Genomic DNA, 25729 nt, shown 5'->3' with positions numbered 1-25729 from the left:
TATAATCGACGCATGGCTCAACAGGCCGAGACGGATTTCGATTTCGCAGGCTACACCCGGCAGTCGCGCAAATCATGGAGCCAGGTCGCGGCGTCCTATGACCTTGTCAGCTCCCGCTACTTCCGCCCCATCACCCAGGCCTTCATCGCCTACGCGGAGTTGAGTCCCGGACAACGCATCCTGGACGTGGCCTGCGGCTCGGGGGCGGCATCGCTGGCGGCGGCCAAGGAAGTCGGCGACGCCGGACGGATACTGGGGGTGGACCTGGCCCCGGGAATGCTCAAGCTCGCGCGCAAGAGGGCCAAGGAGCTCCTCCTTGACTTCATTGATTTCGAGGAAATGAACGCGGAAGAACTGGCTCTTCCAAACGACTCGTTTGACGCCGTAATCTGCCAGCTCGGGCTCATGCTTTTCTCAAGGCCCGACAGGGCCCTCTCCGAGATCGTCCGAGTGGCCAAGCCCGGAGGCTCGGTCGCCTGCATGGTCCAAGGCCTGCGCGAGAGGATGCTCTTGACCGGGCTCGTCATGAAGGCCATGACCGAGCAAGCCCCCCAACTCAAGCTCCCCGGTGCGCCCAGCCTCTACGCCTTCGGCGCGGAGGGAGCGCTCGAGGCCGCGTTCAAGAAGGCGGGGCTTGCCCGGATATCCGCAAGCCGCCTGGCGGGGACCTTTCGCTTCGACGGGATAGAGCACTACTGGGACACCATGACCCAGGGAGGCGGCCGCACGCGCCTAATGCTAGAGAGCCTGCCGGCCGAGACCCAGGCCGCCATTCGCGCCGAGGTGTTCCGCCTGGCCGCGGCCCACCTGGCCGCCGAGGGCCTCTTCATCCCCTACGAATTCGTGATGGCCAAGGCGGTCAAGATATAGCCCCGCCGCAGCTGTGGCGGAAAATCGCCTAAATATGGTATTTTCTCTTTTTACCGGCGAGGTAGCTCAGTGGTAGAGCACCGGTCTGAAAAACCGGGTGTCGACAGTTCGATCCTGTCCCTCGCCATTTTTATTTGCGCCCGGGCTGGGCCTTGGGGGATTTCTTCCTCACGGCCATAATCTTGAACTCGGGGATGTAGCCGTAGCCCACGATATAACCGTAAAGATAGTCCTCCTCCGTCATGCGATCAAGAATCACCTGGCCTCGACTGTAAGAAGCCACCAAGATGTAGCCGCCGGTTTTTAGCCCTCCTTGACCCACGTAAAGCCCGACATGCGTCACCCCATCAACGGCTTCTCCAGATTGGCTGGTGGGATTATTGAAAAATACCAAATCACCCGGCTTGGGACCTCCCTTCGGATTCCCGCTTCCCTTGCGCAGGGAGAGTAAAATGTTCCCTTTCGCCATCTGATATTGGATATCCGCCATACGGGTAAAGTTCGCGCCAATCAGATTGGCGGCGCCCATATGAGGGAGCGCGCAAATAACGGCCATCCTTGTCAGCATGGCGCAGTCCGTGGATTTTCTTCCGTCCCCCCCTAAAATGTAGGGCACGCCGAGGAATTGCGAAGCGGCATAAAGCACGCTCTGGCCTATACTCTTTGGGGGAAGCGAAAGCTTGGCGAAAGACTTGCTTTCCAAGCTTCCTAAATAGGCGGCGGTTTGCGAGTCGATGGAGTGGCCGTCCTGCCCCAGACCGTAAACCGCCTTGAACAAGGTCAAGGCCATGACCAGATCCTCGTCATAAACTCCCCAGTTGGAATTTTGGTGAAGCGGCAATCGGCCGTTCCATTGTTTCAGGGCCCATTTGACGCGGCTGACCGGGCCGTGGGGCTTTTTGTCCCGGTCTCCCTTGGCCAGGCCCACGAATTCGGGGACCGGCAAGGGTAGAAAATACGTTTTCCCGACGCTCTTCATCTTCTGGGTAAGCTTCATCATGGCGTCCGCCGAATCGGAGCCGCTTTCCTGGGTATCGAAAGCGATCAAGTCCTGCGGCGCGGCCGGGGTCTCGATGCCGGCCACCTCTAAATTGACCGGCGCCTGGCCCCCCTCGGCCGGAGAGTCCATGAGAGTGACGGCGCTAAGGACATCCGTCCACGCCTGGCTGATGAACCTGACGCCCTCCTCCCATGCTTGCCCTGAACCGCTGACGGCCGGGGCGACTTCGGGAGGATCGGCAGGGGTTTGTCCCTGGACGAGACCCGTTCCCGCCAAACCGATAAAACTGGAGAGAATCAGATTTTTCATGGGAATAGTGTAGTCCTCCCGGAGCGGCCGCAACAGGGTCGGGAGACCCAGGAAGCCCTAGGACTTTGGACCTACTCTTGATTTTCCCGTCAAATGGGCTATAATTTCATGCCGTGAACGACTTCTTCATATTCGTGGGAGCCTTCGCCTCGATCGTGGTTCTGGCCACCTTATGGATCATCCACGGAAAAATCATCGAGATCACGGAGCGCCTCAAATCCCTTGAAGCCCTCAAGAAGGACGTTAAGGCCCTGGTTTTTCTCTCCGAAGGAGGCGTCAAGCTCCAGCCGCAGAAGGCCTCCGAGCCGCCCCAGCAAAACATCCCCTGGGAAAAGTAGGCCCTTCGGCCTAGGCCCAATGCCTACTGGGCCTTCCCCTTAAGGCCCAGGCCGGGCACGCCTCCTCGGCCTATAATTTACTTGGAGGCTACTCCCATGAAACATCTACACCACGCCCTTCTCGCCACCCTCGTCTCTCTTGCCATGCCGAGCTTCTCCGCGCAGGGTCCGCAGCCTCAAGGCAAAAACCCAGTTCGGATCGCGTCCATTGAGATGGCTGTTGGCGCGGCCACGGATGCGGGAAAAAACGCCGAGGCCAAGGCACCCGCTCAACCCATTCGCTCGCTAACTGGACACCATTTGCTTCGCCCTCTCTCGAACTTCGTCTTCAGAATATTCAGGCCTCGCGCCATGGAGCCGGAAAGCTCTGTCACGCGCGAAGAACTAAAAAGGCTCGCCGCTGCAGTGGCGGACGCGGCCAATCCTTTCGATGGCGGCCGTGGTCATAAATTGGAAGAGATGACTCTTCAGACCGCCGACAGATTGGTCGAAAGGGGCGCCACCCCCAGGCAGATAGCGTATTTCCACAGCCTGATAGACCAGCGGCGCAAGGGCCGCGATTCCGTCCTAGCTATACAATAACGCCGAGGGGGATCAAGGATTATCCTTGATCCAGCCCATGAAGTCCTTGAGCTTGGCCGAAGACTCTTCGTCTAACGGGTCGAGTTCGCAGGCAATCCTGTAGCGCTTCTGGGATTTAAGCTTGGAGCAGCGCATCACCCGGGCCTGCATCTTGAGGGATTCCTTGAGGCGAAAGGCATACGGGAAATGGATCTTGAGCTTGATCAAAGTCCCCGCCAGCACCTCGTGCTCAGAAGCAAAGAGAACCCCCAGCGTCGAGATGTCCTCCAATTGCCCGTCCCCGTAGCGCACGTCGGTGTCGGCCCAGAAATAGACGTCCAATAGATTCGGAGGACGCAAGCGCGGACTGCGCCGCCGTTCTTGAGCGGAAGACTCGCTCTTGGAGGGTTCGGGATATCTGCGAAAGCGCGTGATGAAATCGAGGAATTTCACAGGCACAGAATAACAGAATGCCCAGATGAGGTCAAGCAAAACTTAGGGCCAAAGAAAAGGCAGACAGGAGGGCAAGGCCTCCAAGCGCGCCGGCAGAACCCCGACGGCTTCTCCGTCAAGGTTGAGGAAAACCCTCTCCGGAGAGGAAGCCTCCAGGCGGCGGACCCGCCGGTACAAGACCCCTGCGGAGCCCAGATGCCTTCCGGAGTAGACGGAGGGAAATCTCCGCAGCAGCTCGAGGCGCGAAATCCCCTCCACGGCCACAAAGTCGAGGAGACCGTCCTGGGGATCAGCCCCGGGAGCCACCTTCATGCCCCCGCCCACGGCGCTGGTGTTGGCAAGAAATGCCAAATGGTAAAGATCGCGAGGCTGGGCAATTCCGTCAATCACCAGGTCCATGGGGCGAGGCCTGGAGCCAAGCAAGGCTCCGAGCGAGGCCGCGAAATAGCTCAAGGTTCCGCCCCAGGGCTTGCCCGCCGCGCCGACCCGGACCGCCACCTCGCCGGCCAAGCCCCAACCGGCGACATTGACGAAGTGGCGGCGGCGTCTTTGCCCCTCCAAGTCCGAGAATTCACACACTCCCGCGTCCACCAAGCGCAGGCGCGGCCGATCCAGGAGGGTCAGCAGGGCCTCGGCGGTGGGTTTTATGCCGAAATGCCGGGCCGTGTCGCAGCCGGAACCCGCGGGCCAGGTACCCAAGCCCGCTTGCCCGCGCTCGGAGGCCGGAGCGCTCAAGAATCCGTCCACCGCCTCCCCAAGCGTGCCGTCCCCGCCCACGGCCAGCAGGAGATCAAAGCCGGCACGAAGCCCGTCTTGGACCATGGCCCGGACTTGGCCGGGGCTGGACGCGATCCAATACTCGGAGGCGGGGTGCGCCTCGAGGATCCGGGGGGAAACCGCTTCCCAGCGCCCTCGGGCCCGGCCATGGCCCGCGGCGGGATTGATTAGAAAGAGAATTTTCACAGCCTATAAAACGCGAAGCCCGCCGCAAGGCGGGCTTCGTTTTTACGGTCTTGTACGCGGTTAGAGCTTCTTAACGTTGGCAGCCCTGGGACCTTTGTCGGACTCCTGAACCTCAAATTCAACCGCTTGATTCTCAGCCAGGGTCTTGAATCCCTCACCCATGATTGCGGAATGATGGACGAACAAATCCTTCGAACCATCATCCGGAGTAATGAAACCATAACCCTTCTGATCATTGAACCACTTCACTTTTCCTGTTGGCATTCTAATACTATCCTCTTTATTCTTTAAGCATTCTCCGCCTGACTTCGGCGGCAAGGCCCTGAGGCCTCTGTTGATTATAGCATGAATGGCATGCTTTGCAAGATCTAATTTGACCCCCCTCTCCCAAATGAGCCAAAATAGCCGCTATGCCCGCCGCCGACCGCAAGGACTACCTTCAGAGGCTGATCATGGGGCTCGAGCAGAGCATAGAGACCTTGAAGTTCGAAATCCCCTACTACAAACCCGGCGACATCCAGCTCATCTATGCCAAGAAATTCCTGGCCGCGGCCGAGGAAAACCTCTCCAGCGCCCAAGCCGAGCTCCAAACTTTGCTTAAAAGCGATAATTGAGCGCCGCCGTGATCCCGTCCTGGCTGTGTCTCTCGGAAGGATTGGGCCGTGCAGGATTCGAACCTGCGACCTATCGCGTGTAAGGCGAGCGCTCTACCGCTGAGCTAACGGCCCGGATCGAGATTCTACAACTTTAGCGCCGCCGCCGCTCCGAAAGCGCCTCCAATTTTGTATAATTCTTTTTCCTAATTTCTGGGGTCGTGGTGTAGCCTGGCCTAACACGCCGCCCTGTCAAGGCGGAGACCGCGGGTTCAAATCCCGTCGACCCCGCCAGTTTGTCTGAAAGATAGAACCTCCTCAGCAGAGTGACCGCCCGTCTCATTCGGGCGGTCACTTCTGTTTAGGGGCACGAGCGGCAGCGTGTACTCGATGGTCCCGCCGTTGGGCTTGTCCAAGTCGATCCGCTTGATGAACGTGCGTAGGAAAGACTTCCGCTCGAACACGGAGCCGTCCTCCAGGAGCGCGTGGAGATCATCCGAGTAGGCCTTCACCTGGGCCTTGTTCGCCTGGATGGTCTCGGACGCTCTTTGCAGCTCCAGGTCGATCCTGGCGGTCTTCAGGGCCTCTATCTGGCCGCGCAGCTCCTTGATGCGAGGCGCGAGGTCGTCCATGTCCAGCTTGCCGGTCTCCAGTGCCGCGTAGAGCTTGTCCAGCCGGCCGTTGAAGACCTCGATCTGGCCGTCCTTCTCCTCTAGCTGGTCCTCGACCTGGCTCTTTCCTTGGCTCACGTCCTCGTTGATCAGGCGAATGAGCTTGCTCAGGTTCTCCTCGGTAAGGACCCGCAGCTTGAGCTGCGCGACTATGGAGCGCTCGATCTTCTCGCGGTTGATAAGCGGCGCGTTGCAGCCGTGCTCGCCGCGCCGAACCTTGTTGTGACAGGTGTAGTAGAAGAACCGCGAGCTTTTCGCCGCGCAGCCCGCCATGTTCGCCCCGCACTTGCCGCAGAACAGGAAGCCGCTCAGCAGGTAATTGCTGGTCACGGTCCGGGGATGCACGCGCCGGGGGCTACGCGACTTGATGAGCTGTTGGGCCCGCTCGAACACCTCCCGCTCGATGATCGCCGGGTGGGCCATCTCGACCCGGATCATCTGGTCCTCCGGCCGCTCCACCGCCTTGACCGAGTTCTTGCTGACGCGATTGAAGATCAGGACCCCGGTCGTCGTCTCGTTGCGCAGGATGTAGTGGATCGCGTTGATCTCCCACTTTCTGCCGCGCCGCGTTCGCAACCCCTCGCCGTTGAGGGCCCGCGCGATCTCCTTCGCGCCGTTCCCGGCGAGGCACATCTTGAAGATCCGCCTGACGACCGGGACCTCCTTGGGATCGGGCTCGAGCTTCCACTTGTCCGCGTTTCCGACCCGCAGCTTCACCTTGGTGAAGCCAAAGGGCGGGATGCTCCCATTCAGGAAGCCGCGCCGCGCGTTCTCCTTCATGCCCCGGATGGTGTCATGCGAGAGGTTGGCCGAGTAGAACTCGTCGATCACCTCGATGATTCCCTCCAAGAGCTTCCCGGACGGGCTGTCGTCGATCTGCTCGTTGATCGAGACCACGTCTACCCCGTGCTTGCGCAGGAGCTTCTTGTAGATGATCGAGTCTTCGCGGTTGCGCGCGAACCGGGAGAGCTTCCAGACCAAGATGGTGTTGAAAGGCGGCTGCTTCTGCTTCGCCGCCGAGATCATCTCCTGGAACTTCGGCCGGTCCGCCGTCCTCGCGCTTCGGGCCTCGTCCACGTACTCCGTATGGATCGCCCAGCCTCTCCGGACCGCGTAATCCCTCAGCGCCTTGAGTTGGGCCGGGATGGAGAGGTCCTTGTCCGCCTGCCGTTCCGATGAGACCCGGGCATACAGCGCCGCCCGCGTCGTCCCGTCGCTTCTGATTTGATCGTTCATGTTTAGTCTCCCTCCTATTCTTACGCCCAACCCACGACAGAGTTGCTCGGCGTCTTGTCCGCTTGAGCCCCTTTCGCCAGCATCCGCTCCTTGAGCATCTTCCGCCCGATAATCCGAGCGAGTATCCTAAGCCCTTCCTCCGCGCTGCCTCCCTGAGCGCCGACCGGCCACTTCTCCGACCACTGCATCTGGGTATCTATACGAACCTCCCCGCTTCATGGGCTTGGGGGTTACCCTCCGCGTTCAGACGACAGGGGCGGAACCCTTGCGACCGTGCGACTTCTCTTCATGGTGGACGCCGGACTACGCGCCCGCATTCACCTCCCTTGCGACGGCTGGGGCCATCCTAAACTCCTTACTATCCTCACGAATCCATGCTTCTACGATCTCGGCCGGGACGGCCGGCGCGTCATTCAATCTCTTGAGAAGGAACTGGCTATACCCGCCCTGCGGGCTCCAGCCGGTGAACGCGCACCGCCCAAGATAGCGCCGGAAATCCCGCAGGTGCGCCACATGAATGTAGGGGTGCCCGTACCGGCGCGCATGCTTGAGCAGGCACTCGACGCCACGAGGCCAGCCGACCAGGTATAGCAGGATGCTGCCCTTCGGCAGGCCGCGCCGGTACGCCGCCCATATCTCCTCGTAGCGTTTCTCCGACTTCTGGCCCAGTTCCACCTCGATCACCTTGGGCTGCGCCGCGTCCGGGATCCACAGGTCGGCCATGGTGAGCCGGTACTCCGCCAGCTTGCGGAAGGGTATTCGGTTCCTCGCGTACCGTTCCCGAGCCGTCGTGACCTCGAAGCCCAGCAGTTCCGACACAATGAGCCCGACCGCGTTGACCGCCAGCTCATGGCGAAGCCAGATTGACGCCAGTCCCTTGCGGTAGCGAAGCATCGCCGCCCGGCCCTCCCACCTGAGCCGCTGATGCCCTTTGCCGGTCAAGAAATAGAGCTTGCGTTGGCCGATCTGCCGGGTTTCGCTCCGGACAAATCCCGCCCTCTCCAGCTTCCAAAGCCGCTTGTAAGCCCCCAGCCAATAGTCGCTCCGCTTCGTGTCGTTGAAGAAAAGCCGCACCCTTTCCACCTGGGAAATGTCCCTGCGGAATGCCAGCCCATCCAGTTGCCCCTGGCCCAAAACGCCCCACTTCTCCAGAGCAAAGAGCACCGAATAGTCCCGTTCTTCCAACCTCAAACCCCTCCTGATCCACCTCATCTTTATATCCATTCACCTCCCCTGATTTTGCTGCCCCCAGCCCGCCGCCTTCCCGACCCCACCACCACGCCTCTCGTCGTAGTGGGGGTGGGGTCGGGAAGCGAATCGCGGCCTCTCGCGATTCGAGGCGGGCGACTTTGGGCAGCAAAATCAATCGCTTTCTCAAATCGCATCCCTGTCCAGCACCCTGTCAGACCCGTTAGAAGGGTCGTTGGACAGGGTGTTGGTGGGGTCTGACGTTTAATACTACATCTACACTGTAATACTCGGATCAAAAAAAGTCCTCCTAGCCGCCCGCTCCCGCTCCGGCTTTCTTGAGCTTCGCCAGCCGCTCTTGAAGTTGCGGATGCGCCTTTCTGGCTTTGCTCAAAGCCTGAAGAAATCTCACGCCCCGACCCGACGAAATCCAGTCTTTGACCCCCTGATAATCCTCCGCGAGCTGCTCCAAGATCCGCGCCTTGAACTTGGATTCGCGAGCCAATTGCTCCGGCTCCGGATGGGCCGCATCGGCCCGCAGCAGCCCCTTGCAGGCCCGGTAATTGTCGACGTCCTGCTCCGTGAAGCCGGCCTTGAGGAGCGGGATCATGTCCAGCAAATCTTCCCCCGAACCCCACCAGCCCTCGATCAGATCGTAGCTCTCCTCCGGGATGCCCCGGAGCAGGACCTTGATCAGCTCCAAGGGGAAAAAGAACTTCTGCCGCAGGGTCCAGATAATGGCCAAGCGGCGGTAGTGGTCCGGAAAGATATAGTAGCCGGTGTGGCGGTTCCGATAGACCGGCCGGGGCAAGAGCCGGAGCTGCGGCGAGCCGTAGAATAGAAGCGTGCGCCGAGTCAGTTGGTCCTTGCCCTTGAGCGAATAGGAATTGTTGAAGAACTCGATGAAGTCGTCCGTCTGCATCACGAACCGATCCCGGTAACCGCTGAGGCTTCTGCGCTCGGAGGAAGTCCTGTCGATGAAGAAGGTCTTCGCCGACCTGACCGGCAGGTCTTCGTGATCGATCAAGGGGGCCTTGGCCATGAACCGTTAAAGATACACTATCGCTGTAATATATGTCAAGCGAAATCTTCTCCTCCTCCCGAGGCACTAAGTCCCTTGGGGCGGTGGCCGAGAGTCCAAAACAACGGCTTCGTCGTGGAATTTGACGGATATATGTCGAAGCGGTACAATGAGCAACCTTGAACAAGGTTAACATGAAGACATTTCAAGAGTACCTGACCGTCAAGCAAGCTGCGGAGGTCCTTGGGGTCTCACCCATCACGCTTCGCCGCTGGGACAATACAGGAAGGCTTGAGAGCCGACGCCACCCCATCAATGGCTACCGGCTCTATGATCGCAAGGCGCTCGGCCGACTCTTGGAGAAGATCAATGGCTAAGTATCGCAAACCTTATCGGAACGGCCATGCGGTTGTGCGGGAGTCGAAGTCGCTCGAGATCTCCTCGACCTTTTCGCGGAGCGCCGACGTTGCCCTGTTCCAGGGCAACTGCCTTGATCTGCTGGCCTCGATCCCGGACAAGTCCGTCCAGCTTGTGGTGACCTCGCCGCCGTACAACATCGGCAAGTCCTACGAGAAGCGCGCCCCCCTTGAGCGTTATCTAGCCCAACAAGAGGTCGTCATCCGCGAGTGCGTCCGCGTCCTAGCGGATACGGGGAGTATCTGCTGGCAGGTTGGAAATTACGTCGGCAAGGACGAAATCGTTCCCCTCGACATTCCGCTCTACTCGATCTTTAAGAACTTAGGCCTCAAGATGCGGAATCGGATCGTTTGGCACTTTGAGCATGGCCTACACTGCTCCAAGCGCTTCTCGGGGCGGCACGAGACGATCTCCTGGTTTACGAAGTCCGATAAGCACACCTTCAATCTGGATCCGGTCCGAATCCCGCAGAAGTATCCCAACAAGAAGCACTTCAAGGGGCCGAAAGCAGGCCAGTTGTCCTGCAATCCGCTCGGGAAGAATCCAGGCGACGTTTGGGTTATCCCGAACGTCAAGCATAACCACGTAGAGAAGACTATTCACCCCTGCCAGTTTCCCGTCGAACTCGTCGAGCGCCTCGTCCTTGCCACCACGGCTCCCGGCCACCGAGTCCTCGACCCCTTTATGGGCGTAGGGACTACCGCCGTCGCGGCGGTGCTTCACCGGCGCAAGGCGGTGGGGGCGGAGATCATGCCTGAGTACCTCAAGGTCGCCAAGCAGCGCGTCGCCCTCGCCGCAGCCGGCCAACTTCGTACCCGCCCGATGGATCGCCCCGTATATGACCCGAAGAAGGTCAATGGGAATGGGGCCTCGAAAGGCACGACTTATACGAACGGGAATCATGACCAACTCGTTCTCCTGGATTCCCGGCGAGGCTCCAGGAACGGCGTAGGAAAAGAATTGGTCCACGCATGAAGGTGCTAGGCAAGTACTCGCACTTAAATGGCGAAGAGTATCTCCTCGTTCACCACAAGACCCTCTACAAGAAGGTCCTGGATGTGATCGCAGCCGTCGACGCCCTTCAGTTCAGGACCAAAATTAGCAAGGAGAAGGGCCGCAAAGAAGGGAAGGCAATGTGGAATCCCAAGGCCCTGAACAAGGAGTACGCTCGCTTGTTCAATGCCGATGGCTGGCAGGAGAGCAGACGCCAATTCTATGTTTCCGCCGATCGAAAGATAGCTGAAATTCTTGAGCCGATGGACTTCAAGGCTCAGGGGAAATATCTAGATTCGATTGGCCAGGAAAAGCTCTATTCATTCAATCAGACTGATTTCGTGAAGAACAAGGTTGCCGTTGAAGTGCAGATGGGCAAGTATTTCTCGGTGACCTACGACCTTTTCGTCAAACATCTATCCTTCTACAGCGGCGGAATAATAGACGTCGGGGTCGAAATCGTCCCCATGAAGTCCATGCAGAAGGACATGTCCTCCGGACCGCCCTGGTTTGAGAAGGAAGTTCATAATGTTTACCGCCACGGTCGCGGGAACCCTCCCGTCCCCCTGCTGATCCTCGGCGTCGCCCCGTAATTTCGTCATGGCAGCTGACAAGGGCGCCGCCCTAAATCGACGGGTTTGGCAGCTTTTCTCCAAGGCTGGGTTCACGACGCAGCCCAACTCCAGCGACCCCGCCGAGAAAATCGCTGAAATCAAAGGCAAGAAGAGGACCGTAGACCTCTTCGCGACCGATGAGGATCTTGATATCTCAATCGTCGGCTGGAACAAGGCCCGCAAGGAACTCAAGGAATCCTTCTCGACGCACGTTCACGACTACGACTTCATCAAGAAGAAGTTAAAGGCCGATGCAGTTCTCTTCGTATCCACGGAACACGAAATATCGGCCCAGGACAAGAAGTTCGCCCGCGACAACGGTGATACTGCCTGGGGCCTTGATGAGTTGGAATACTACGAGGCGATCACGGATGCTATCGGTAAGTGGGCCCGCTTTGAAATCATCCATTCGCTGGGCATCCGAACCCGAGAAGAAAAAACGATTTTGACCGTACCGGCAATTCGGCTCGCCCAACCTACCAGCAAGTCGGCGACCGAGCTCTTCAGCTTCTCGATTCCGGCCGAGAAGCTTCTGAAGACCTGCGCGATTTTCCGCCGCGCTCAGGGGGACGCCAAAGCCTATCAACGGATGCTGGGCGCAAAACGGCTTCCTGGCGTGGCAAAGTTCCTCTCGCAGAGCGACTCGATGCTCCCGACGAATGTGGTCTTGCACCTCGGTCCAAATGTTACCGTCCAGAATCTCAGGGATGTAGACACCTTCCGCGACGAACACAATGCTCGGGTTAGCTTTTCAAGGAGCGACGCCCGTCTCGTCGCCTTAAATATTCCACTCGAATATGCCTCGATGGAAATTATCGATGGCCAGCACCGGATTTTTGGGTTCAGCCATTGCCAGGAGAAAGTGCACAAGAACTATAACGTCTTGGTAACTGGCCTGAGAGAGCTGGATGATACTCGCAAGCGGGATGCCTTCATCGCCATCAACGATAATTCTCGGCGGATGGATGCCAATCTTGTCGCCTATCTGAAGTACACGAAGGATGATGTGCTTTGCCAAGCAGACAACGAACTGATGGCCATTCGCGTCGTCGTGGAACTCAACAAAGCGACACCCTTCAAAAAGACCGTGCGACTTCTGGACATTGGCGACCAACGGATCACCCTCAAGGGCTTTGCGGGCTATGATCTTAAGGGCCTTTTGGGGCCGCGCGGATTGCTCAGAAAATATTATGTGGCGAACACCGCCGACGAATACGTAACGGCACTTCGGACGTACTTCTCAACGATCCAGAGCATCTTCAAGACCGAGTGGAATGATCCGGATCGATACATCATTGCCACCAATCGCGGGATATCTGCCTTCCTCAAGCTTCTCAAATCGATGCTGCGCACTCACGGCGGCACGCTCGACCACGATACGATCAAAAGCTACCTCCAGCCCCTCAAGACCGAGTGGAAAACCTGGGAGTCCAGCAAGCTGCGACAAAATTACACCGCCTCTCAGGGCTGGAAGACGTTCCACCGAGACCTGGTCGCCGCAATCAGAAAAAAGCATCCTGGATTCCAAGAGTAGGTCGCAGAAAAGGACCGCGCCCCCATGCCAGAAATGCCTGAGGTCGCTGTCCTCGCTTCCGATCTCGCTCGCATTGCTCACGGTCGGCGGTTAGATGGGGCATCTTTTTGCATGGGAAGCAGCCTTCTCCCAAAGATTCTCCCTCCTGAAACCCGAAGAGCGCTGCGTAGCATGGTGGGGCGGCGCACTCAAATATCGTCCTTGGCCAAGGCGCTGATACTCCGCTCTGGCACTACGGCCGTATCGGTCCACCTGGGCATGACGGGACAGTTCCGGATCGGGAACATCCCAAAGAGGCATCGGGAGCACAATCTCATGACCCTTTCATGGGGTAAGAGTAATTGCTCTTTCCTGGACTTCCGTCGGTTCTCGCGCGTGCGCGCAGCACTGCCTTCAAGTCCAGGGGCACTAGGCGGGTTTGATCCAAACCGCGGACTATTTCTCCGCAGCAAAAGAAACCTCGCCCAGGACCTCTCCGCCCTAAAGGGAATCCGGTCGTCGCCTCGCATCACGTGGCTTCTTCGACATGGCTCCACGACCGGAGTTGGGAACTACCTCGCCAATGAGGCGCTCGGCAGGTTAAATCTCTCTCCCTTTGACGCCTGTCGCGATGAAGAAGAAGCTTTCCGAATCTTGAGGATGTGCCAGCAGCTCGCGCAGCGAAGTTTTCGAGCCGGCGGGACCTCCTTTGGCATCGGCTATTTCCGTCTTGATGGGTCTGAAGGCCGGTTCAGCCGACAGCTCGCGTTCTATAAGAACTGCAATATCCCAAGGACTACCTTTCGGAATCGATCCGTCTTCTCAAGGTTCGCCGTCTGACTCGCTTGCTGTCAGTGGCTCGCTCCGGACGCCGTCGCGCCATCAGCCTTGTCCCCATCCCCAGAGGGGCCCACGGTCGCGATCACGGTGCCTACACCGGGACTTTCGAGACGCGCCCGCCTGGCCGCTCGTAACTTTTCGCCATCCTTCTTAAGCTTCTTGGAGAGCGTCCTGATCTCTTCGACCTCCTTCTTCAGGTCGTCGATCTCTGGTGGCGGCGCCGCCGTCGCACGCGCGTTGTCGTGGGACCAGCCTGACGTGCGAGACACCCCTTTGTAGACCTTCTCCCAATCTTCATCCAAAACCTGGACCATGTCCAGGCGCTGCGTTTCTACGCTGTGGCGGAAGCGGACCACCGTGCTCTGCAAGATGCCCTCCTCGACCAGACGTTCCCATGTCTCACGCAGCTTCTCGCCGATTAGGCGAGCGCGGTCCTCGAATTCTTGGGATTTTGAGTCGAAGTTCTTGAGGTCTGGGAGGAGCTTGTCCTCCAAATACTTCAGCTTCAGCGGGACGCTGAGGTTGATCCAGGGGGTGTCGCCTTCACCGACCTTGCCGCAGAGTCCTCCTTCCGTCCGCACGTCTTTGACGAGTAGCGGCACTTGAGCCTCTTGCGCCTCCCGTTCCACCTCAGCCCAAAAGACCATGTCGTGCGTGAAGATCACGACCTGACGTTTCTTCGCCTCGGCCACCAAGCGCTTCGTGACCCTGAGACGCCTCTCGTGGTCGAGCGAGGACACCGGGTCGTCGATCACAAGCGGCTGGTGGTCTCCGAGCATCTTGGCTTCGGCCAGGAAGCAGGCGATGGCGACAGCACGGTGCTCGCCCTCGCTTAGGACCTGATCAAGGTTGGGGAAAGCGGAATCCCCGAAGACGGCGCGCTGATACGCGATGCCCTTGGTGACCTTGAAGTCGAGGGTGACGGTGCGGCTGACCCTGATCGCTTCAAGCTCGGTCTTGAGCGTTGCCTTGAAGAGGTCGTCGACGAAGAGTTGATTGAGCTTCGCCTTGGCATCCGTAATGGCCTTCGTGCCGACGTCCTTGATGCACTCGTCGAGTTTCTTCTTGAGAAGCCGATTCTCGATCAGCTGCTGAAGGGTCGGCTTGTGCTCGGCCAGGGTCTTTTTGGTCACGAGATCAGCCTGCTCATGCCTGAGCGCCTTTTTCGTCTCGGGCGTCAATGAGGCCTCGATCTCCCTGATCTTGGCGTCCAGGGCGTCGACCAGTTTCTTCAGCTCCGCCGAGCAGGGCGTCGGCTCGGCCGCGATGGTCATGAGATCGCCCAAAATGGCGGAGTTGGTGATGTCGTTCTTGCGCGTCGTGGCCTCGGCGAAGAACTTTGAGACCTTGGCCGCGGTCTCAGGCGCGTCCGTCTTCAACTCGCCCAAGAGCGCCTCGTCCTCGGTCGATAGAGCCGGAGAGAGTGCGTCGATGGCCCGCATGGCCTCGGCAAGTTTTGTCTCGGCCTCGGCGGCGCGGTTCGCAACATCCCCACGCACGAACTCCTCGAAGCCCTTCAACCGGCCGCAGGCGTCCTCGGAAAGCGGCTGGTGGCACAGGACGCACCGTGGCTCCTTGCCTCCCGTCTCGGCCGTGACCGGGAAGTCTGTGCCCGGGTAGGCGGCCTGCGTCGAGTATGAGCGGGCCGCCTTCCAAAGCTCTCGCCATGGCCCGCCGCCGACGCCCGGGAGTAGCTCGGCATCCTGTGAAAACGAATCCTTGGACGTTGCCGCCGACGCTGCCTGAGTGTCCCGCACCAAAGTTTGGCGGGCTTCGAGGTCGTCGAGTTTGGCTTTGGAGAGCCCTACCTCCAGGCGGTTGATACGGCTGAGCAGGCCATCGCAGCGAGTCTTCTTGGCCCGCACCTCGGCGACCGCTTTGGTCGGTCTTTCGAGCAGATCGGTGGCCTCGGCTAGCCGCGCCTCGTCCTGGGGATTCCACTTCGCCATTGCGTCGATCGCGGCCTGGGTGGTCGTCGCCGTGATCGTGCGGGCATTGATCTGGGCCGAGCCCCGCGCGGGCACGCTGGTCGTCAATGTCGAATAGGCGGCATCGGCGGCGTTGGCCTCGGATTTGAGGGTCTCCGTCAGCCGGGCGCACTCATCGGCGAGCTTATCGAAGAGGTCAAGGTTGTAAGGAACATACGCCAGAGCGGCAGGGCCCTCGACGTAGATCGCGGCTGCCTTTCGATCAAAGACCCGCACCTGCCTGAGCTTGGCAGGAGACGCAGCGTTCGCGGCCCAGGTCAGGGACTCCTCGGTCTTCGTCATCCCGGCCGTCTCGGCTATATTGAACCTCGCAGTTGCCGCAGACTTAGTCTTGTAGTTCGGGTCGAACACGTTCGCGAGGATGTCCTCGGCGCTTCGTGCGGCGCACGCCTTCTTGAAGATGCGGGTGTATCCCGACTTACCGCTGCCGTTGCCCCCGTAGATGAGCGTGATGCCGTCCGACTTGAAATCCAGCTTCTCCCCAGGCTTCAGCAGGTTGACGTTCTCCGCTTCGCTCAGGGCTTCGATCGAGAGGCGGGGTTGGTTCGCGGCCGTGTTCGTGAGGTGCTCGGCGCCGAGTGGTTTTGCTTCAGGCGGCGGGGTGGTGGTGAGGACGTGCTTGAACTTGATCGCCGCGAGCATGTCCGCTCGGTCCGCGTCGCGCAGAGAGCCCAGTTCCGCGAGACGGCGAAGCGCGTCGCGCTGCCAATCAGGCCAGTCCTTGGCCTTAGAAAGTATCGCCTGGCTGGGGTCTGTCGGGGTTTCTGCCGTTTCTTTCTTCGCCACTGCTGCTGCTCCTCTCGCCTATCCCATGAAGGCGCCGGAGGGGCCGCTGGGGCCGGGGCTGAAAGTCCAGGTCGAAGGTGAGCGGCGAGTCGGGCGGCCTTGCTCGAACACGCCGGGCTAAGGTCGAGGAGGCAATTTTACCACTTGTAGGTCGGTATAGGGAAGTCCCTGGCCCCTGTGCGGAATGCCAAATCCGGCATCTGCCTGAGATAGGCGCGAGAACCGTGCCATTGGGGCATTCGCTAAGCCGACCACGTGAATGCAACCCGGAAAGTTCTATCTTTCATGTAGACTGGGCCGGCACCTTTTGGATTAAATTTGTATGATGACTGTCATCTGGCCATGCCCGGCAACGATCCCGCTCCAAATTCTCGGCCCAGCGAGGAAGCCTTCCGCCTTCTCGTGGAGAGCATCCAGGACTATGCCATCTTCATGCTGAACCAGGAAGGTCAGGTCACGACCTGGAACCTCGGCGCGGAACGGATGAAGGGCTATAAGGCCGAAGAGATCCTTGGCGCTCATTTTTCGGTTTTTTACACCCCCCAGGATGTCGCCTCCGGGAAACCCGTCCGCGAACTAAAGATCGCTGCGGAGACAGGCCGGTTCGAGGATGAGGGCTGGCGTCTGCGCAAAGACGGATCGAAGTTCTGGGCGAATGTCGTCATGACAGCGCTTCACGGCCCGAAGGGCGTCCTGTACGGTTTTTCCAAGGTAACACGCGACATGACGCGCAAGAAGCTGGAAGAGGAGCGATTTCGAGTCCTTGTGGAAGCCGCGCCCAACGCGATGATCATGGTGGGAAAGGACGGCGGCATCGTCCTGGTCAACTCCCAGACAGAGAAGCTGTTCGGATATCCCCGGAAGGAACTGCTCCAGCAGCCCATCGAGCTGCTGGTCCCGGAGCGGTTCCGGGGCAAGCACCCCGATTACCGACGCTCCTTTTTCGCCGCCCCCCAGACCCGCGCCATGGGGGCCGGGCGCGACCTCTACGGCTTGCTCAAGGACGGCCGCGAGGTGCCCATCGAGATCGGCTTGAACCCCATCGAGACCCCCGAAGGCAGCTTCGTCCTGGCTTCCATCATCGACATCACCGAGCGCAAGCGGGCGGAGGAATTTCGAACCGCGAAAGAAGCGCTGGAGGCGGTGACTCGAGAGATGGAGACCTTCAGCTATTCCTGCGCTCATGATCTGAGGGCTCCTTTGAGGAAAATAGCGGGCTTCGGCGCGGCGCTGGAAAAAGACTCGCTGGGGAAGTTGAGCGCGCAAAGCCAGGATTATCTTCAACGGATACAAAACAATGTCATCCAGATGGACGGCATCATCGAAGGCTTGCTGAAATTGTCCCGAGTCCTGCAGCAGGAGCCCAGGTCCGAATCAGTGGATTTAAGCCAATTGGCGAAGGGCATCGCCGATGAGCTTCAGAAGGCGCAGCCGGCGCGAAATGCCCAGTTTATCATAGCTCCCGGCCTCGTGACCCAAGGAGATCCGGAATTCCTGCAGATCATTCTGCGAAACCTGCTCGAGAACGCTTGGAAGTTCACGGCTCGGCATCCCAGAGCGAAGATCGAGTTCGGCGCGGCAAAGAGGCAGGCAGAGGTGGTGTATCACGTCCGCGATGATGGAGCCGGCTTCGACATGGCCCACGCGGACAAACTCTTCGGCGCGTTCAAGCGCCTGCATGCGCCGGGCGACTTCCCGGGCGCTGGCATCGGACTTGCGACCGTGCACCGCGTAATCCGCCGCCAGGGAGGGCGCATCTGGGCCGAGGCCCAGGTGGAGCGCGGGGCGACCTTCTACTTCACTCTGGGGGATGGCGGTCCGCGCGCAGCTAAAACCCGATGAACGACAAGAACGTGGTGCTTCTGGTGGAGGATGACGAGGACGATGCTCGCTTGACCCAGATGGCGCTGGAAGACCTGCTCGATCCCTACGAAGTCGTGGTGGCGCGAGACGGAGTGGAGGCGTTGGATTATCTTCTGGGTACTGGAGCCTATGCCTCTCGTGAGGCGAGCAAAAAGCCTTTGTTGATCATCCTGGACATAAATCTGCCCCGGATCGACGGCCTCCAGCTCTTGGAGCGCCTGAATCAGGAATGGGGAGCGGGGCTTGGCAAAGTGAAAGTCGCGGTTCTTTCATCATCTTATATACAGCAAGAACGCGACGCCGTGAGAAAACTGGGGGCCATGGTTCACCTACAAAAGCCGATCCGCCCCGACGATTGCGCGGCCATGGTTCGTGAAATAGGAAGGCTGCTTCTTCCCAGTGACCAGCCGTGATCTCGCGCCGCGCGGGACGAAAGGCGCGCTGCGCCCCCACTCGGGCGGAATTGGAAGCCGCCAGGTTTAAGACCGTCAAGGACGTCATCCGACCGGGGCTGGACGTGCTCTTCGTCGGGATCAACCCGGGCCTCTACACGGCGGCCATCGGCCATCATTTCGGACGGCCGGGCAACCGATTCTGGCCCGCGCTCAACGCCTCGGGCCTCCTGCGCCGGCCCCTGACCCCCTGCGATTCCCGGAGACTGCCCGAGTCCAATCTGGGCATCACCAACATCGTCGGCCGCGCCACGGCGGCGGCCTCTGAGCTCACGCGCCAGGAACTGCGCCGGGGCGCCAAGAGGCTTGAGCGAAAGCTCCTGCGCTACAAGCCGCGGCAGGTGGCGTTCCTCGGCCTGGGCCTGTACCGGGACGCCTTCGACCGTCCGCAAGCCCGCCTCGGCCTGCAAAAGGAGCGGATCGGACGCATACGCCTTTGGGTCTTCCCCAATCCGAGCGGGCTCAATGCCCATTTCCAGGTCCAGGATTACGCGAGAATGTTCCGAAGGTTAGGCGCTAGAACTTGAACCGCAGCTCGGCATTCAAGGTGTGATTGGCGAAGTTCGAGCGCAGGTCGCCGGCGTAGATGAGCTTGGCGACGATGTTCGAGGAAAGGCTCGTGGAAAGCCCCGCGCCGACCAAGGTCGCGTCGCGGTCCACCTTGGCGGTCTGGGAGGAGAAGGCGCTGCCCACCCCCGAGTTGAGCTGGGCGTCGACGGCACGCGATTGATTGTGGTACTCGTGCTGCCAGCCCAGGCTCAAATAGGGCGTCCAAACGCGAGCCGAGGACTGGATTTTACAGGCAAGCTTGGTCCCCACGGTGGATCTAAGCGAGTCGGCCTGCTGGGTATTGACGCTGAGGTTCAGGGTCCCCGCCCCGCTCTCGGTGTAGGGATCCACCGTCAAATGATCGTAGGCGAGCCCCGCGAAGGGCGTCAAAGTGTAGGCGTCTTTCTTGAGGTCGTAGCCCACCTGGGAATCCACGTTAAGCTCCCGGCCCCCTGTCGAGCTCGTGGCGGTCCTGGAAATCCCGGGAAACTCTATGTTGCGGCTGGAGTCGAAGAAGTCCTCCGCGCCTCCCAGGTACAGGTTGGCGTAAAAATCCCCCTTGCCGGACACGCCGTAGAAGCCGTAGCGCAGACTCTTGCTGACGACGTCTCCCCCTCCCCCGTTTATCACCGATTTGCCGTGCACGTATCCCGCGGAAAGCCCCACGGGGACTGCTGGCCGGTCGGGTCTCCCAAATTGAGCCCTCCCATGTCGCTGCCACCCGCCGCCGCCAGCAAGGGGCCTCCGGGAGAGAAGGAATCGCCGGTGACCTTGTAATAAGCCACCCTCTCGACCTCCGACTCGTCGTTGCGCAAGTCGTTGGAGCGCATGGCCAGAGCCCCGCCTCCCCCCGCAAAGCCCGACACCAAGGTCGAGAAAGTCGGGCCGGTCGAGCCGATGGCAGAGGCGTTGGAGCTTCCGCTCACCTGCTTGAGCGCCTCCTTGGCCTGGGGGGTGGTCAAGGTGTTGATCGCGTTGACCACCGTCTCCGCGTCGCCGCCGCTCCCCTCAGAGCGCAGGGAGTCGAGGGCCGCGCCCACGGAATTCTGCGTGGCATCCCCGGAAAGCGTGCTGAAGGAGGGAACCGCCACGAACAGGATGAGATCGGTCGAGGAGTAGTGCGGGACGAGGTAGATCCCGGCGGGATTATTGATCGCGGCGAACTTCCCGTTGATAGCCCCCGCCGTGATCACGGTGAACGACTGCCCGGGCTCGGGAACGGCGGCCACGCTGGGGTTCAAGGTCTCGTTGGCAAGCGCGGCGGTGCCGCCCACGGTAAGATTGGTAAACCCGCTCTGCAGGATTAGGTTCAAGGTTCCGGACCCGGAGTGGTTGCCCGTCACCGTGATGGCGCTGCTCCCGGCGTTGATGGTGCCGTTATTGATCAAGGACGCCAAAGCCTGGTCGAAATTCCTGGTACGCAGGGTCGCCCCCGAGGCGACGCTGAGCGCTGTGACCGGCAGGGCGTTATTGCGCCCGATCTCGAGGGTCCCCGCCCCGACCGTGGTCGCGCCCGCGTAGGTGTTGGCCCCAGAAAGGGTCAAGGTTCCGCTGCCGATCTTGTTCAAGGCCCCGGCCCCGCTCAGGACGCCGGACAAGGTGGCGTTGAAGCCGTTGGTGTCTAAGGGCAGCGCCGCGTTGAGGACCATGCCGCGGGACGAGACGAGGTCCGCCAAGGCCTGCAAAGTTCCGCCGTTGGCGGTGACCTTGTTCGCGGCCCCGACGGCCCCAAAATTGGCGTCGTCCAAGACCGCAAGCGTGGCCCCGTTGTTGAGGGTCACCCCGCCAGTAAAGGTGTTGCTTCCGCTTAATGCGACCCGGCCGCCGCTCCCGGAATTGCTGATGGCCAGGCCCCCGCCGCCGCCGATAATGCCGCTGAAAGAGAAGACCCCGCCGTTCTGGTCCAATATCCCGCCCGAGGCTAGAGTCACGGCACGGCTGGCAGACACGTCTCCACCCGTTGTCTTGAGTCTGCCGTTATTCTTCAAAGTAATGTCACCGGCCAGATTTCCCAGAGCCACGTTGCTGTTCACGGCTAAAATGGCTCCATCAACGCTGGTTCCCCCCGTGTAAGTGTTGGCCCCGGTCAGAGCCAAGGCCCCGGCGGCTCCGGTGTTCTTGACGAACAGGCCGCCAGCGCCGCTGATCGTTCCAGACAAGGTCGTGTTCCCCGCCGTGTAGTCGAGAGTGCCGCCCGCGCCGAGGCTTATATCGCGGGCGGAGGTGACGCCGGAGGTGAACCTAAGGGCGCTGGTCTTGTCTCCAATTGTGACGCCACCCGCGGCGTCGCCAAGGCTCGAGTCGCTTGCGACCGCGAGAAATCCCGAGTCGATCGTCGTGCCTCCGGTATAGCTGTTGTTCCCGGTCAGTATGATGCCGCCGGTGCCTCCGTCGAGATTCTCGACTTCCAGCCCCCCGTTGCCGCTGATCATGCCCGAGAAAGTGCCGATCTTGGTTCCAGCCGTGTTCAAGCTGCCTCCAGCGTTGAGAATGATATTTCGCGACGAAGTAACGTCCTGGGAGATGGTCAACTCGCCATCGTTGATCAGGGTCACCGCCCCCGCTGCATTGCCCAGGTTTCCGTCGCTCGAGATGTTCAAGATGCCGTCGTCTATGACCGTCCCTCCGCTGTAAGTGTTATTGCCGGAGAGGGTGATGCCCCCATTGCCCGTGGTATCAACTATGGTCAGGGGCCCGCTTCCGGAAACCACGCCGGAGAACGTAGAAACCGATCCCAGTGCGTCTATGATGCCTCCCCCCCCATTGAGAGTGACGGCACGGTTAGTGAGGATTCCAGCGCCCGTGATCAAGGTGCCGCCGTTGAAGGTGATCCCGCCGCTCAAAGCGCCGAGGTTGTTGTCGTTGGTGATGTTAAGCTTGCCGGAGCTGATCGTGGTCCCGCCGGAATAGGTGTTGGCCCCATTAAGGAACAAGGAGCCGGCGCCGCCGGCCTTGTCGTTCAAGGTCAGGACCCCGGTCCCGCCGATCACGCTGTTGATGATGTAGCGGCCCCCGCTGGTGTCTATGGTCCCGCCGGCTCCGTTGATAACCATGCCCCGGTTGGTCGTGATGGACCCGGCCCCGGTCAGGGTCCGGAGGGTCCCCCCATTGAAGGTCAGGTTCCCCGAGCCGAGGTTGCCGTCGCTGCCGATCGCCAAAGTCGCCCCTGAATTGATGAAGGTCCCGCCCGAGTAGGTGTTGTTGCCGCCGCCGCTCAGGTTAAGGGCTCCCCCGCCCACATTGTCGTTGACGTTCAAGGCCCCGATGCCCTTGATGGACCCCGAGAAATTCGACGAGAATCCCCGCAGCTCGATGGTCCCCTGCCCCCCCAGCAAGGTGATGCCTCTTCCGCTGGAGAATCCCGCGTCCGTGCGCAAAGTGCCCCCGCCCGATATGTTGAGGCCGTTGCCGGCGCCGACGGCTCCCATGTTGGCGTTGCTCGTGACGGCCAGAGTCGCCCCGCCCATGATATTGGTGCCGCCCGTGTAGGAGTTACTCCCGCTCAAAGTGACCCTGCCGCCCCCGAGGTCATCTTGGATGCTCAGGCCATTGCTTCCCGAGATCATGCCCGAGAAGGTGGCCTTGTTGCCGTGGGAATTGAAAGTGCCGCCGCCGACCAAATTGATGGCCCGGGCGGAATTGATGTTGGCGTTGGCCGTGAGAGTGGCCCCAATCGTTCCGAAGCTAATGCCCCCGACCCCATCGCCGAGGTTCAAGTCGCTGATAATCCCCAGGGAGCCGGTGTTGATGGTGGTGCCGCCGGTATAGGTGTTGTTCCCGGTCAAGGCGACCTGGCCGCCGCCGGCCGGGTCGTTAATGATGGTAAGCCCCCCATTGCCGCTCACGATCCCATTATAGGTCGCCACGGTGGCCCCGCTGCCCGCGTGCAAGGTGCCTCCTCCGTTCAACGTGATGCCGCGGCCCGAGGAGAACGTTCCCAAAGCCTGCAAAGTTCCCGCATTGGTCAAGGTCACGCCGCCCGCGGCGTTGCCGAGGTTGGCGTCGGAGGAAATCTTGAGGACCCCGCTCGTGATCGTCGTCCCGCCGCCATAGGCGTTGTTGCCCGAGAGCTCGAAGCTGCCGCAGCCGGGGCAGGCAGTGTCGTTGTAGGTCAAGCCTCCGGCCCCCCCTATGGGCCCGGAGAGGACCAATGACCCGCCTCGGGTGTCTATGGTCGCTCCCCCCGCGTTGATGGTCACGCCGCGGTTGGAGACCAGCGTGCCGTTGCCGGTGAGGACCTGCAAAGTGCCGCCGTTGAAAGTCACTCCCCCGTTGACATTGCCGAGATTGGTGTCGCCGGAGATGCTGAGCACGCCCGCGTTGATCGTCGTCCCGCCCGAATAATTATTGGCGAGGTTCGTCAGGGTCACCGTCCCGACCCCGGACTTGGACAACCCGCCGGCTCCCGTGAACCGGCCATTAAAGGAGGCCGAATTGCCGGCGTTCACCTGGATCGTGCCTCCCGCACCGTTGATCTGCACGTCGTTGTCTCCCGCGAAGTTCGCCGCGGTCGTAAGCAAGGCGCCGCCGTTAAAGGTCAAGGACTTGTTCCCACCTCCGATATTGCCCGAGTTGTTGATGCTTAACGTCCCGGCATTGATCGTCGTCCCGCCGTTGTAGACGTTGTTTCCGGCCAAGGTCAAGGTCCCGGCCCCGTTCTTGACCAGTCCCGTTCCTCCCGGGATGTCGCTGATATTGCCCGACAGGGTCAGGCTATTCCCGTTGGTGTCTACGGGCGCGGAAAGGCCGAGATTCATGTTGTTGACGAGAGTGAGCCCGTTGGCGCCGGCTCTCAAGGAGCCTCCGTCGAAGTTGAGCATGGCGCTGCCCAAGGCGTTGTTGTGGCCCACGGACAGTACTCCCGCGGTCAAAATGCTCGTGCCGCTGAAAGCGTTGTTGCCGGTCAAAGAAAGCGTGCCGGCCCCGTTTTTGCGGATGCCGTCGTCGGTGCCGTCGCCCTCGATATTGCCGCCGACCGTCACGGTGGCGCCCGCCCCCGGCGCGAACACGATGTTGGAGTTCTGCGCGAGGAAAATTCCCGAGCCCTTTGCCGTCCCCCCAGCACCGCCCGCAGCGCCCTGAGGGCCGCCCCCGCCGCCGGCCCCGCCCCCCACGGCGTTGGTGCCGTCTATTTGGCTGCCGCCACTAATGGAAAGTATGCCGCCTGGGCGCACGAAGATGGCGCCGCCAAGGCCCGCCCCGCCGCCGCCGCCGCCCCCGCCGCCGTCCTGGCCGCCCATGATGCCGTTAGCGCTTCCGCCGCCGCCGGCTCCACCACCCGTCCCCGCCCCGCCGGAGCCCTGGGATGCCCAGCCGGACCCGCCGCCCCCGCCACCCCCGCCGTAACCTCCGGCGCCGCCATTGCCCCCGCTTCCGTTGGCATTGCCGCCCCCGCCCCCGCCCGCCCCGAACCCGCCGCCCCCGCCCGCACCCGCCCCGCCGCCCCCGAAAGTGTTGGTGCCGCCGCCCCCGCCGCCGGTGAAAGAAACGCCCCCGTTATTCGTGCCCGCCGTGTTATTGCCGCCCCCGGCCGGGCCGGAACTCCCGTTGGTCCCTCCCCGAGGCCCGCCTCCCGCACCGCCGCTTCCTCCCACCGCGTTGGTGTTGGTCCCGCCGCCGCCGGCGCCGCCCGTGGCTTGGTTGCCCGTAAAGATCACGTTGGACAAAGTGACGCCGGCCGAGCTGTCCACGAACAGCCCGCCTCCCATTCCAGCCCCGCCGCCCCCGCCGCCGGCCCCGTTGCTCAAGCCGTTGCCGCCTTGGGCGACGCCGTTGATCACGCTCATGTTCTGCAGGACGACGTTGGCGGCACCAACGTTGAATATCTGGTAGAGGTTATTGCCGCTCACCGTCACCTGGGAGCCGCCGTTTGAGCCGTCTATGGTGACTCCGGCCGTGATCGAGGGCAGGCTCGAGGCCAAGGTGATGGTGGTCTGGCCGGCGCCGAGATTGAAGTTGATGCTGCTGCCGGGATCGGCGTTGGCCGAGGTGACGGCGTCGCGCAGGGACCCGGCCCCGGCGTCGTTGTTGCTGGTGACCGTGTAGGTCGCGGCAAAGCCCTGTTCGCAAAGAACCGCCAAGGCGCAGGCGACGCGGAGGCTATCTTTTAAGGAATTCAAAGATCGCGCGGCGGAGGCGATTCCATGCTTTATTTTTCTCATTTATCCCTATCCGCCTTTCCGCATAAGACGTCCTTTTATCGACGAGAGGATGCCGCAATCCTGAAATCGGGACACTCTTAAGGAGGGTATACCACTAACCTTGCTCTGTCAAGAGGCTCTGGTTACAAGACACTCGCCCCTCGAAACCGCAGGAGTTCCACGTCCAACTTTAGCCGAAAGAAGCATGGTGCTGCCCATCCCGGAAATCGCCTGCAGCGATTCACCCCGGCGCAAACGGGGGATGAGCCGAGGCCCATCCCCCTTGCCCACGGACTATTTGCCCAAGCTCCTAGAACTGCACGAAGACCTTATGCGGCTCCAGCCTGACGCGCCTAGGAGCGGAGCCTCCC

The 25729-nt window shown here is 60.9% G+C and carries 22 protein-coding genes and 3 tRNA genes; 14 read left to right on the top strand and 11 right to left on the bottom strand.

Translation table 11 applies throughout. The features are described 5' to 3' along the window. Window positions 1-12: 12 nt before the first annotated feature. Complete coding sequence (locus HY921_04105) at window positions 13-870, top strand: methyltransferase domain-containing protein (protein ID MBI5630049.1); 858 nt, start codon at window positions 13-15, stop codon at window positions 868-870. 55 nt (window positions 871-925) lie between these two features. Beyond that, window positions 926-997, top strand: a tRNA-Phe gene (locus HY921_04100). 3 nt (window positions 998-1000) lie between these two features. Here HY921_04100 and HY921_04095 read toward each other — a convergent pair. Further along, window positions 1001-2179 (bottom strand): C40 family peptidase, encoded by a 1179-nt coding sequence (locus HY921_04095; GenBank protein ID MBI5630048.1) that lies wholly within the window; start codon window positions 2177-2179, stop codon window positions 1001-1003. Between the two features lie 113 nt (window positions 2180-2292). Here HY921_04095 and HY921_04090 point away from each other — a divergent pair, with 113 nt between their 5' ends. Continuing rightward, window positions 2293-2517: a hypothetical protein gene (locus HY921_04090; GenBank protein ID MBI5630047.1), complete on the top strand. Its 225-nt coding sequence runs from the start codon at window positions 2293-2295 to the stop codon at window positions 2515-2517. A 96-nt stretch (window positions 2518-2613) separates the two neighbouring features. Next, window positions 2614-3099 carry a hypothetical protein gene (locus HY921_04085; protein ID MBI5630046.1) on the top strand — a complete coding sequence of 162 codons (486 nt, stop codon included), beginning with the start codon at window positions 2614-2616 and terminating at the stop codon, window positions 3097-3099. A 12-nt stretch (window positions 3100-3111) separates the two neighbouring features. On the opposite strand, the gene HY921_04080 is transcribed toward HY921_04085, so the two are convergent. The 3 genes from HY921_04080 to HY921_04070 are packed head-to-tail and all read right to left on the bottom strand — an operon-like array spanning window position 3112 to window position 4758. Further along, a complete protein-coding gene (locus HY921_04080; protein ID MBI5630045.1) occupies window positions 3112-3531 on the bottom strand; it encodes a PilZ domain-containing protein in 420 nt (139 codons plus the stop codon). 42 nt (window positions 3532-3573) lie between these two features. After that, window positions 3574-4494: a YegS/Rv2252/BmrU family lipid kinase gene (locus HY921_04075; protein ID MBI5630044.1), complete on the bottom strand. Its 921-nt coding sequence runs from the start codon at window positions 4492-4494 to the stop codon at window positions 3574-3576. A 60-nt stretch (window positions 4495-4554) separates the two neighbouring features. Continuing rightward, window positions 4555-4758 (bottom strand): cold shock domain-containing protein, encoded by a 204-nt coding sequence (locus HY921_04070; protein MBI5630043.1) that lies wholly within the window; start codon window positions 4756-4758, stop codon window positions 4555-4557. Window positions 4759-4904: 146 nt separating this feature from the next. On the opposite strand from HY921_04070, the gene HY921_04065 reads away from it, so the two are divergent. After that, window positions 4905-5108, top strand: coding sequence for a hypothetical protein (locus tag HY921_04065; GenBank protein ID MBI5630042.1), 204 nt, complete (start codon window positions 4905-4907; stop codon window positions 5106-5108). A gap of 42 nt (window positions 5109-5150) precedes the next feature. On the opposite strand, the gene HY921_04060 is transcribed toward HY921_04065, so the two are convergent. Continuing rightward, window positions 5151-5222, bottom strand: a tRNA-Val gene (locus HY921_04060). A gap of 80 nt (window positions 5223-5302) precedes the next feature. Here HY921_04060 and HY921_04055 point away from each other — a divergent pair. After that, window positions 5303-5381: transfer RNA gene (locus HY921_04055), tRNA-Asp, on the top strand. On the opposite strand, the gene HY921_04050 is transcribed toward HY921_04055, so the two are convergent. The 3 genes from HY921_04050 to HY921_04040 form a co-directional block, all read right to left on the bottom strand. Beyond that, window positions 5360-6994 carry a recombinase family protein gene (locus HY921_04050; GenBank protein MBI5630041.1) on the bottom strand — a complete coding sequence of 545 codons (1635 nt, stop codon included), beginning with the start codon at window positions 6992-6994 and terminating at the stop codon, window positions 5360-5362. The two genes, HY921_04055 and HY921_04050, sit on opposite strands and share 22 nt — an antisense overlap. A gap of 303 nt (window positions 6995-7297) precedes the next feature. Continuing rightward, window positions 7298-8206, bottom strand: a complete 909-nt coding sequence (locus tag HY921_04045; protein ID MBI5630040.1) for a replication-relaxation family protein — start codon at window positions 8204-8206, stop codon at window positions 7298-7300. 286 nt (window positions 8207-8492) lie between these two features. Further along, complete coding sequence (locus HY921_04040) at window positions 8493-9224, bottom strand: hypothetical protein (protein ID MBI5630039.1); 732 nt, start codon at window positions 9222-9224, stop codon at window positions 8493-8495. A gap of 173 nt (window positions 9225-9397) precedes the next feature. Here HY921_04040 and HY921_04035 point away from each other — a divergent pair, with 173 nt between their 5' ends. The 5 genes from HY921_04035 to HY921_04015 are packed head-to-tail and all read left to right on the top strand — an operon-like array spanning window position 9398 to window position 13580. Then, a complete protein-coding gene (locus tag HY921_04035) occupies window positions 9398-9580 on the top strand; it encodes a MerR family DNA-binding transcriptional regulator (protein ID MBI5630038.1) in 183 nt (60 codons plus the stop codon). After that, entirely contained in the window at window positions 9573-10595 is a 1023-nt protein-coding gene (locus HY921_04030; GenBank protein MBI5630037.1) for a site-specific DNA-methyltransferase, read from the top strand. Before HY921_04035 ends, HY921_04030 begins: the two co-directional genes overlap by 8 nt. Further along, on the top strand, window positions 10592-11206 hold the full coding sequence (locus tag HY921_04025; protein MBI5630036.1) for a restriction endonuclease: 615 nt from the start codon (window positions 10592-10594) through the stop codon (window positions 11204-11206). Before HY921_04030 ends, HY921_04025 begins: the two co-directional genes overlap by 4 nt. 7 nt (window positions 11207-11213) lie before the next feature. Next, window positions 11214-12761, top strand: a complete 1548-nt coding sequence (locus tag HY921_04020; protein ID MBI5630035.1) for a DGQHR domain-containing protein — start codon at window positions 11214-11216, stop codon at window positions 12759-12761. A 33-nt stretch (window positions 12762-12794) separates the two neighbouring features. Next, a complete protein-coding gene (locus tag HY921_04015) occupies window positions 12795-13580 on the top strand; it encodes a hypothetical protein (GenBank protein MBI5630034.1) in 786 nt (261 codons plus the stop codon). 11 nt (window positions 13581-13591) lie between these two features. On the opposite strand, the gene HY921_04010 is transcribed toward HY921_04015, so the two are convergent. Continuing rightward, the gene (locus HY921_04010; protein ID MBI5630033.1) at window positions 13592-16354 is read right to left on the bottom strand and encodes an AAA family ATPase; all 2763 of its coding nucleotides are present in this window, start codon (window positions 16352-16354) and stop codon (window positions 13592-13594) included. A gap of 342 nt (window positions 16355-16696) precedes the next feature. Between HY921_04010 and HY921_04005 the strand changes: the two genes are divergently transcribed. Genes HY921_04005 through mug form a run of 3 tightly spaced genes read left to right on the top strand, consistent with a single transcriptional unit; the run spans window position 16697 to window position 19196 of the window. After that, window positions 16697-18196, top strand: a complete 1500-nt coding sequence (locus HY921_04005) for a PAS domain S-box protein (GenBank protein MBI5630032.1) — start codon at window positions 16697-16699, stop codon at window positions 18194-18196. After that, a complete protein-coding gene (locus HY921_04000) occupies window positions 18193-18630 on the top strand; it encodes a response regulator (GenBank protein ID MBI5630031.1) in 438 nt (145 codons plus the stop codon). The genes HY921_04005 and HY921_04000 overlap by 4 nt, the downstream gene beginning before the upstream one ends. Then, a complete protein-coding gene (gene mug, locus HY921_03995) occupies window positions 18630-19196 on the top strand; it encodes a G/U mismatch-specific DNA glycosylase (protein ID MBI5630030.1) in 567 nt (188 codons plus the stop codon). The genes HY921_04000 and mug overlap by 1 nt, the downstream gene beginning before the upstream one ends. On the opposite strand, the gene HY921_03990 is transcribed toward mug, so the two are convergent. Then, on the bottom strand, window positions 19186-19863 hold the full coding sequence (locus tag HY921_03990; protein MBI5630029.1) for an autotransporter outer membrane beta-barrel domain-containing protein: 678 nt from the start codon (window positions 19861-19863) through the stop codon (window positions 19186-19188). The two genes, mug and HY921_03990, sit on opposite strands and share 11 nt — an antisense overlap. Then, window positions 19845-25379, bottom strand: coding sequence for an autotransporter-associated beta strand repeat-containing protein (locus HY921_03985; GenBank protein ID MBI5630028.1), 5535 nt, complete (start codon window positions 25377-25379; stop codon window positions 19845-19847). The genes HY921_03990 and HY921_03985 overlap by 19 nt, the downstream gene beginning before the upstream one ends. Window positions 25380-25729 lie beyond the last annotated feature (350 nt).

The sequence above is a fragment of the Elusimicrobiota bacterium genome, assembly GCA_016218575.1.
Taxonomy (GTDB): domain Bacteria; phylum Elusimicrobiota; class Elusimicrobia; order UBA1565; family UBA9628; genus JACRDN01.
This window is presented reverse-complemented; position numbering and strand designations above follow the sequence as displayed.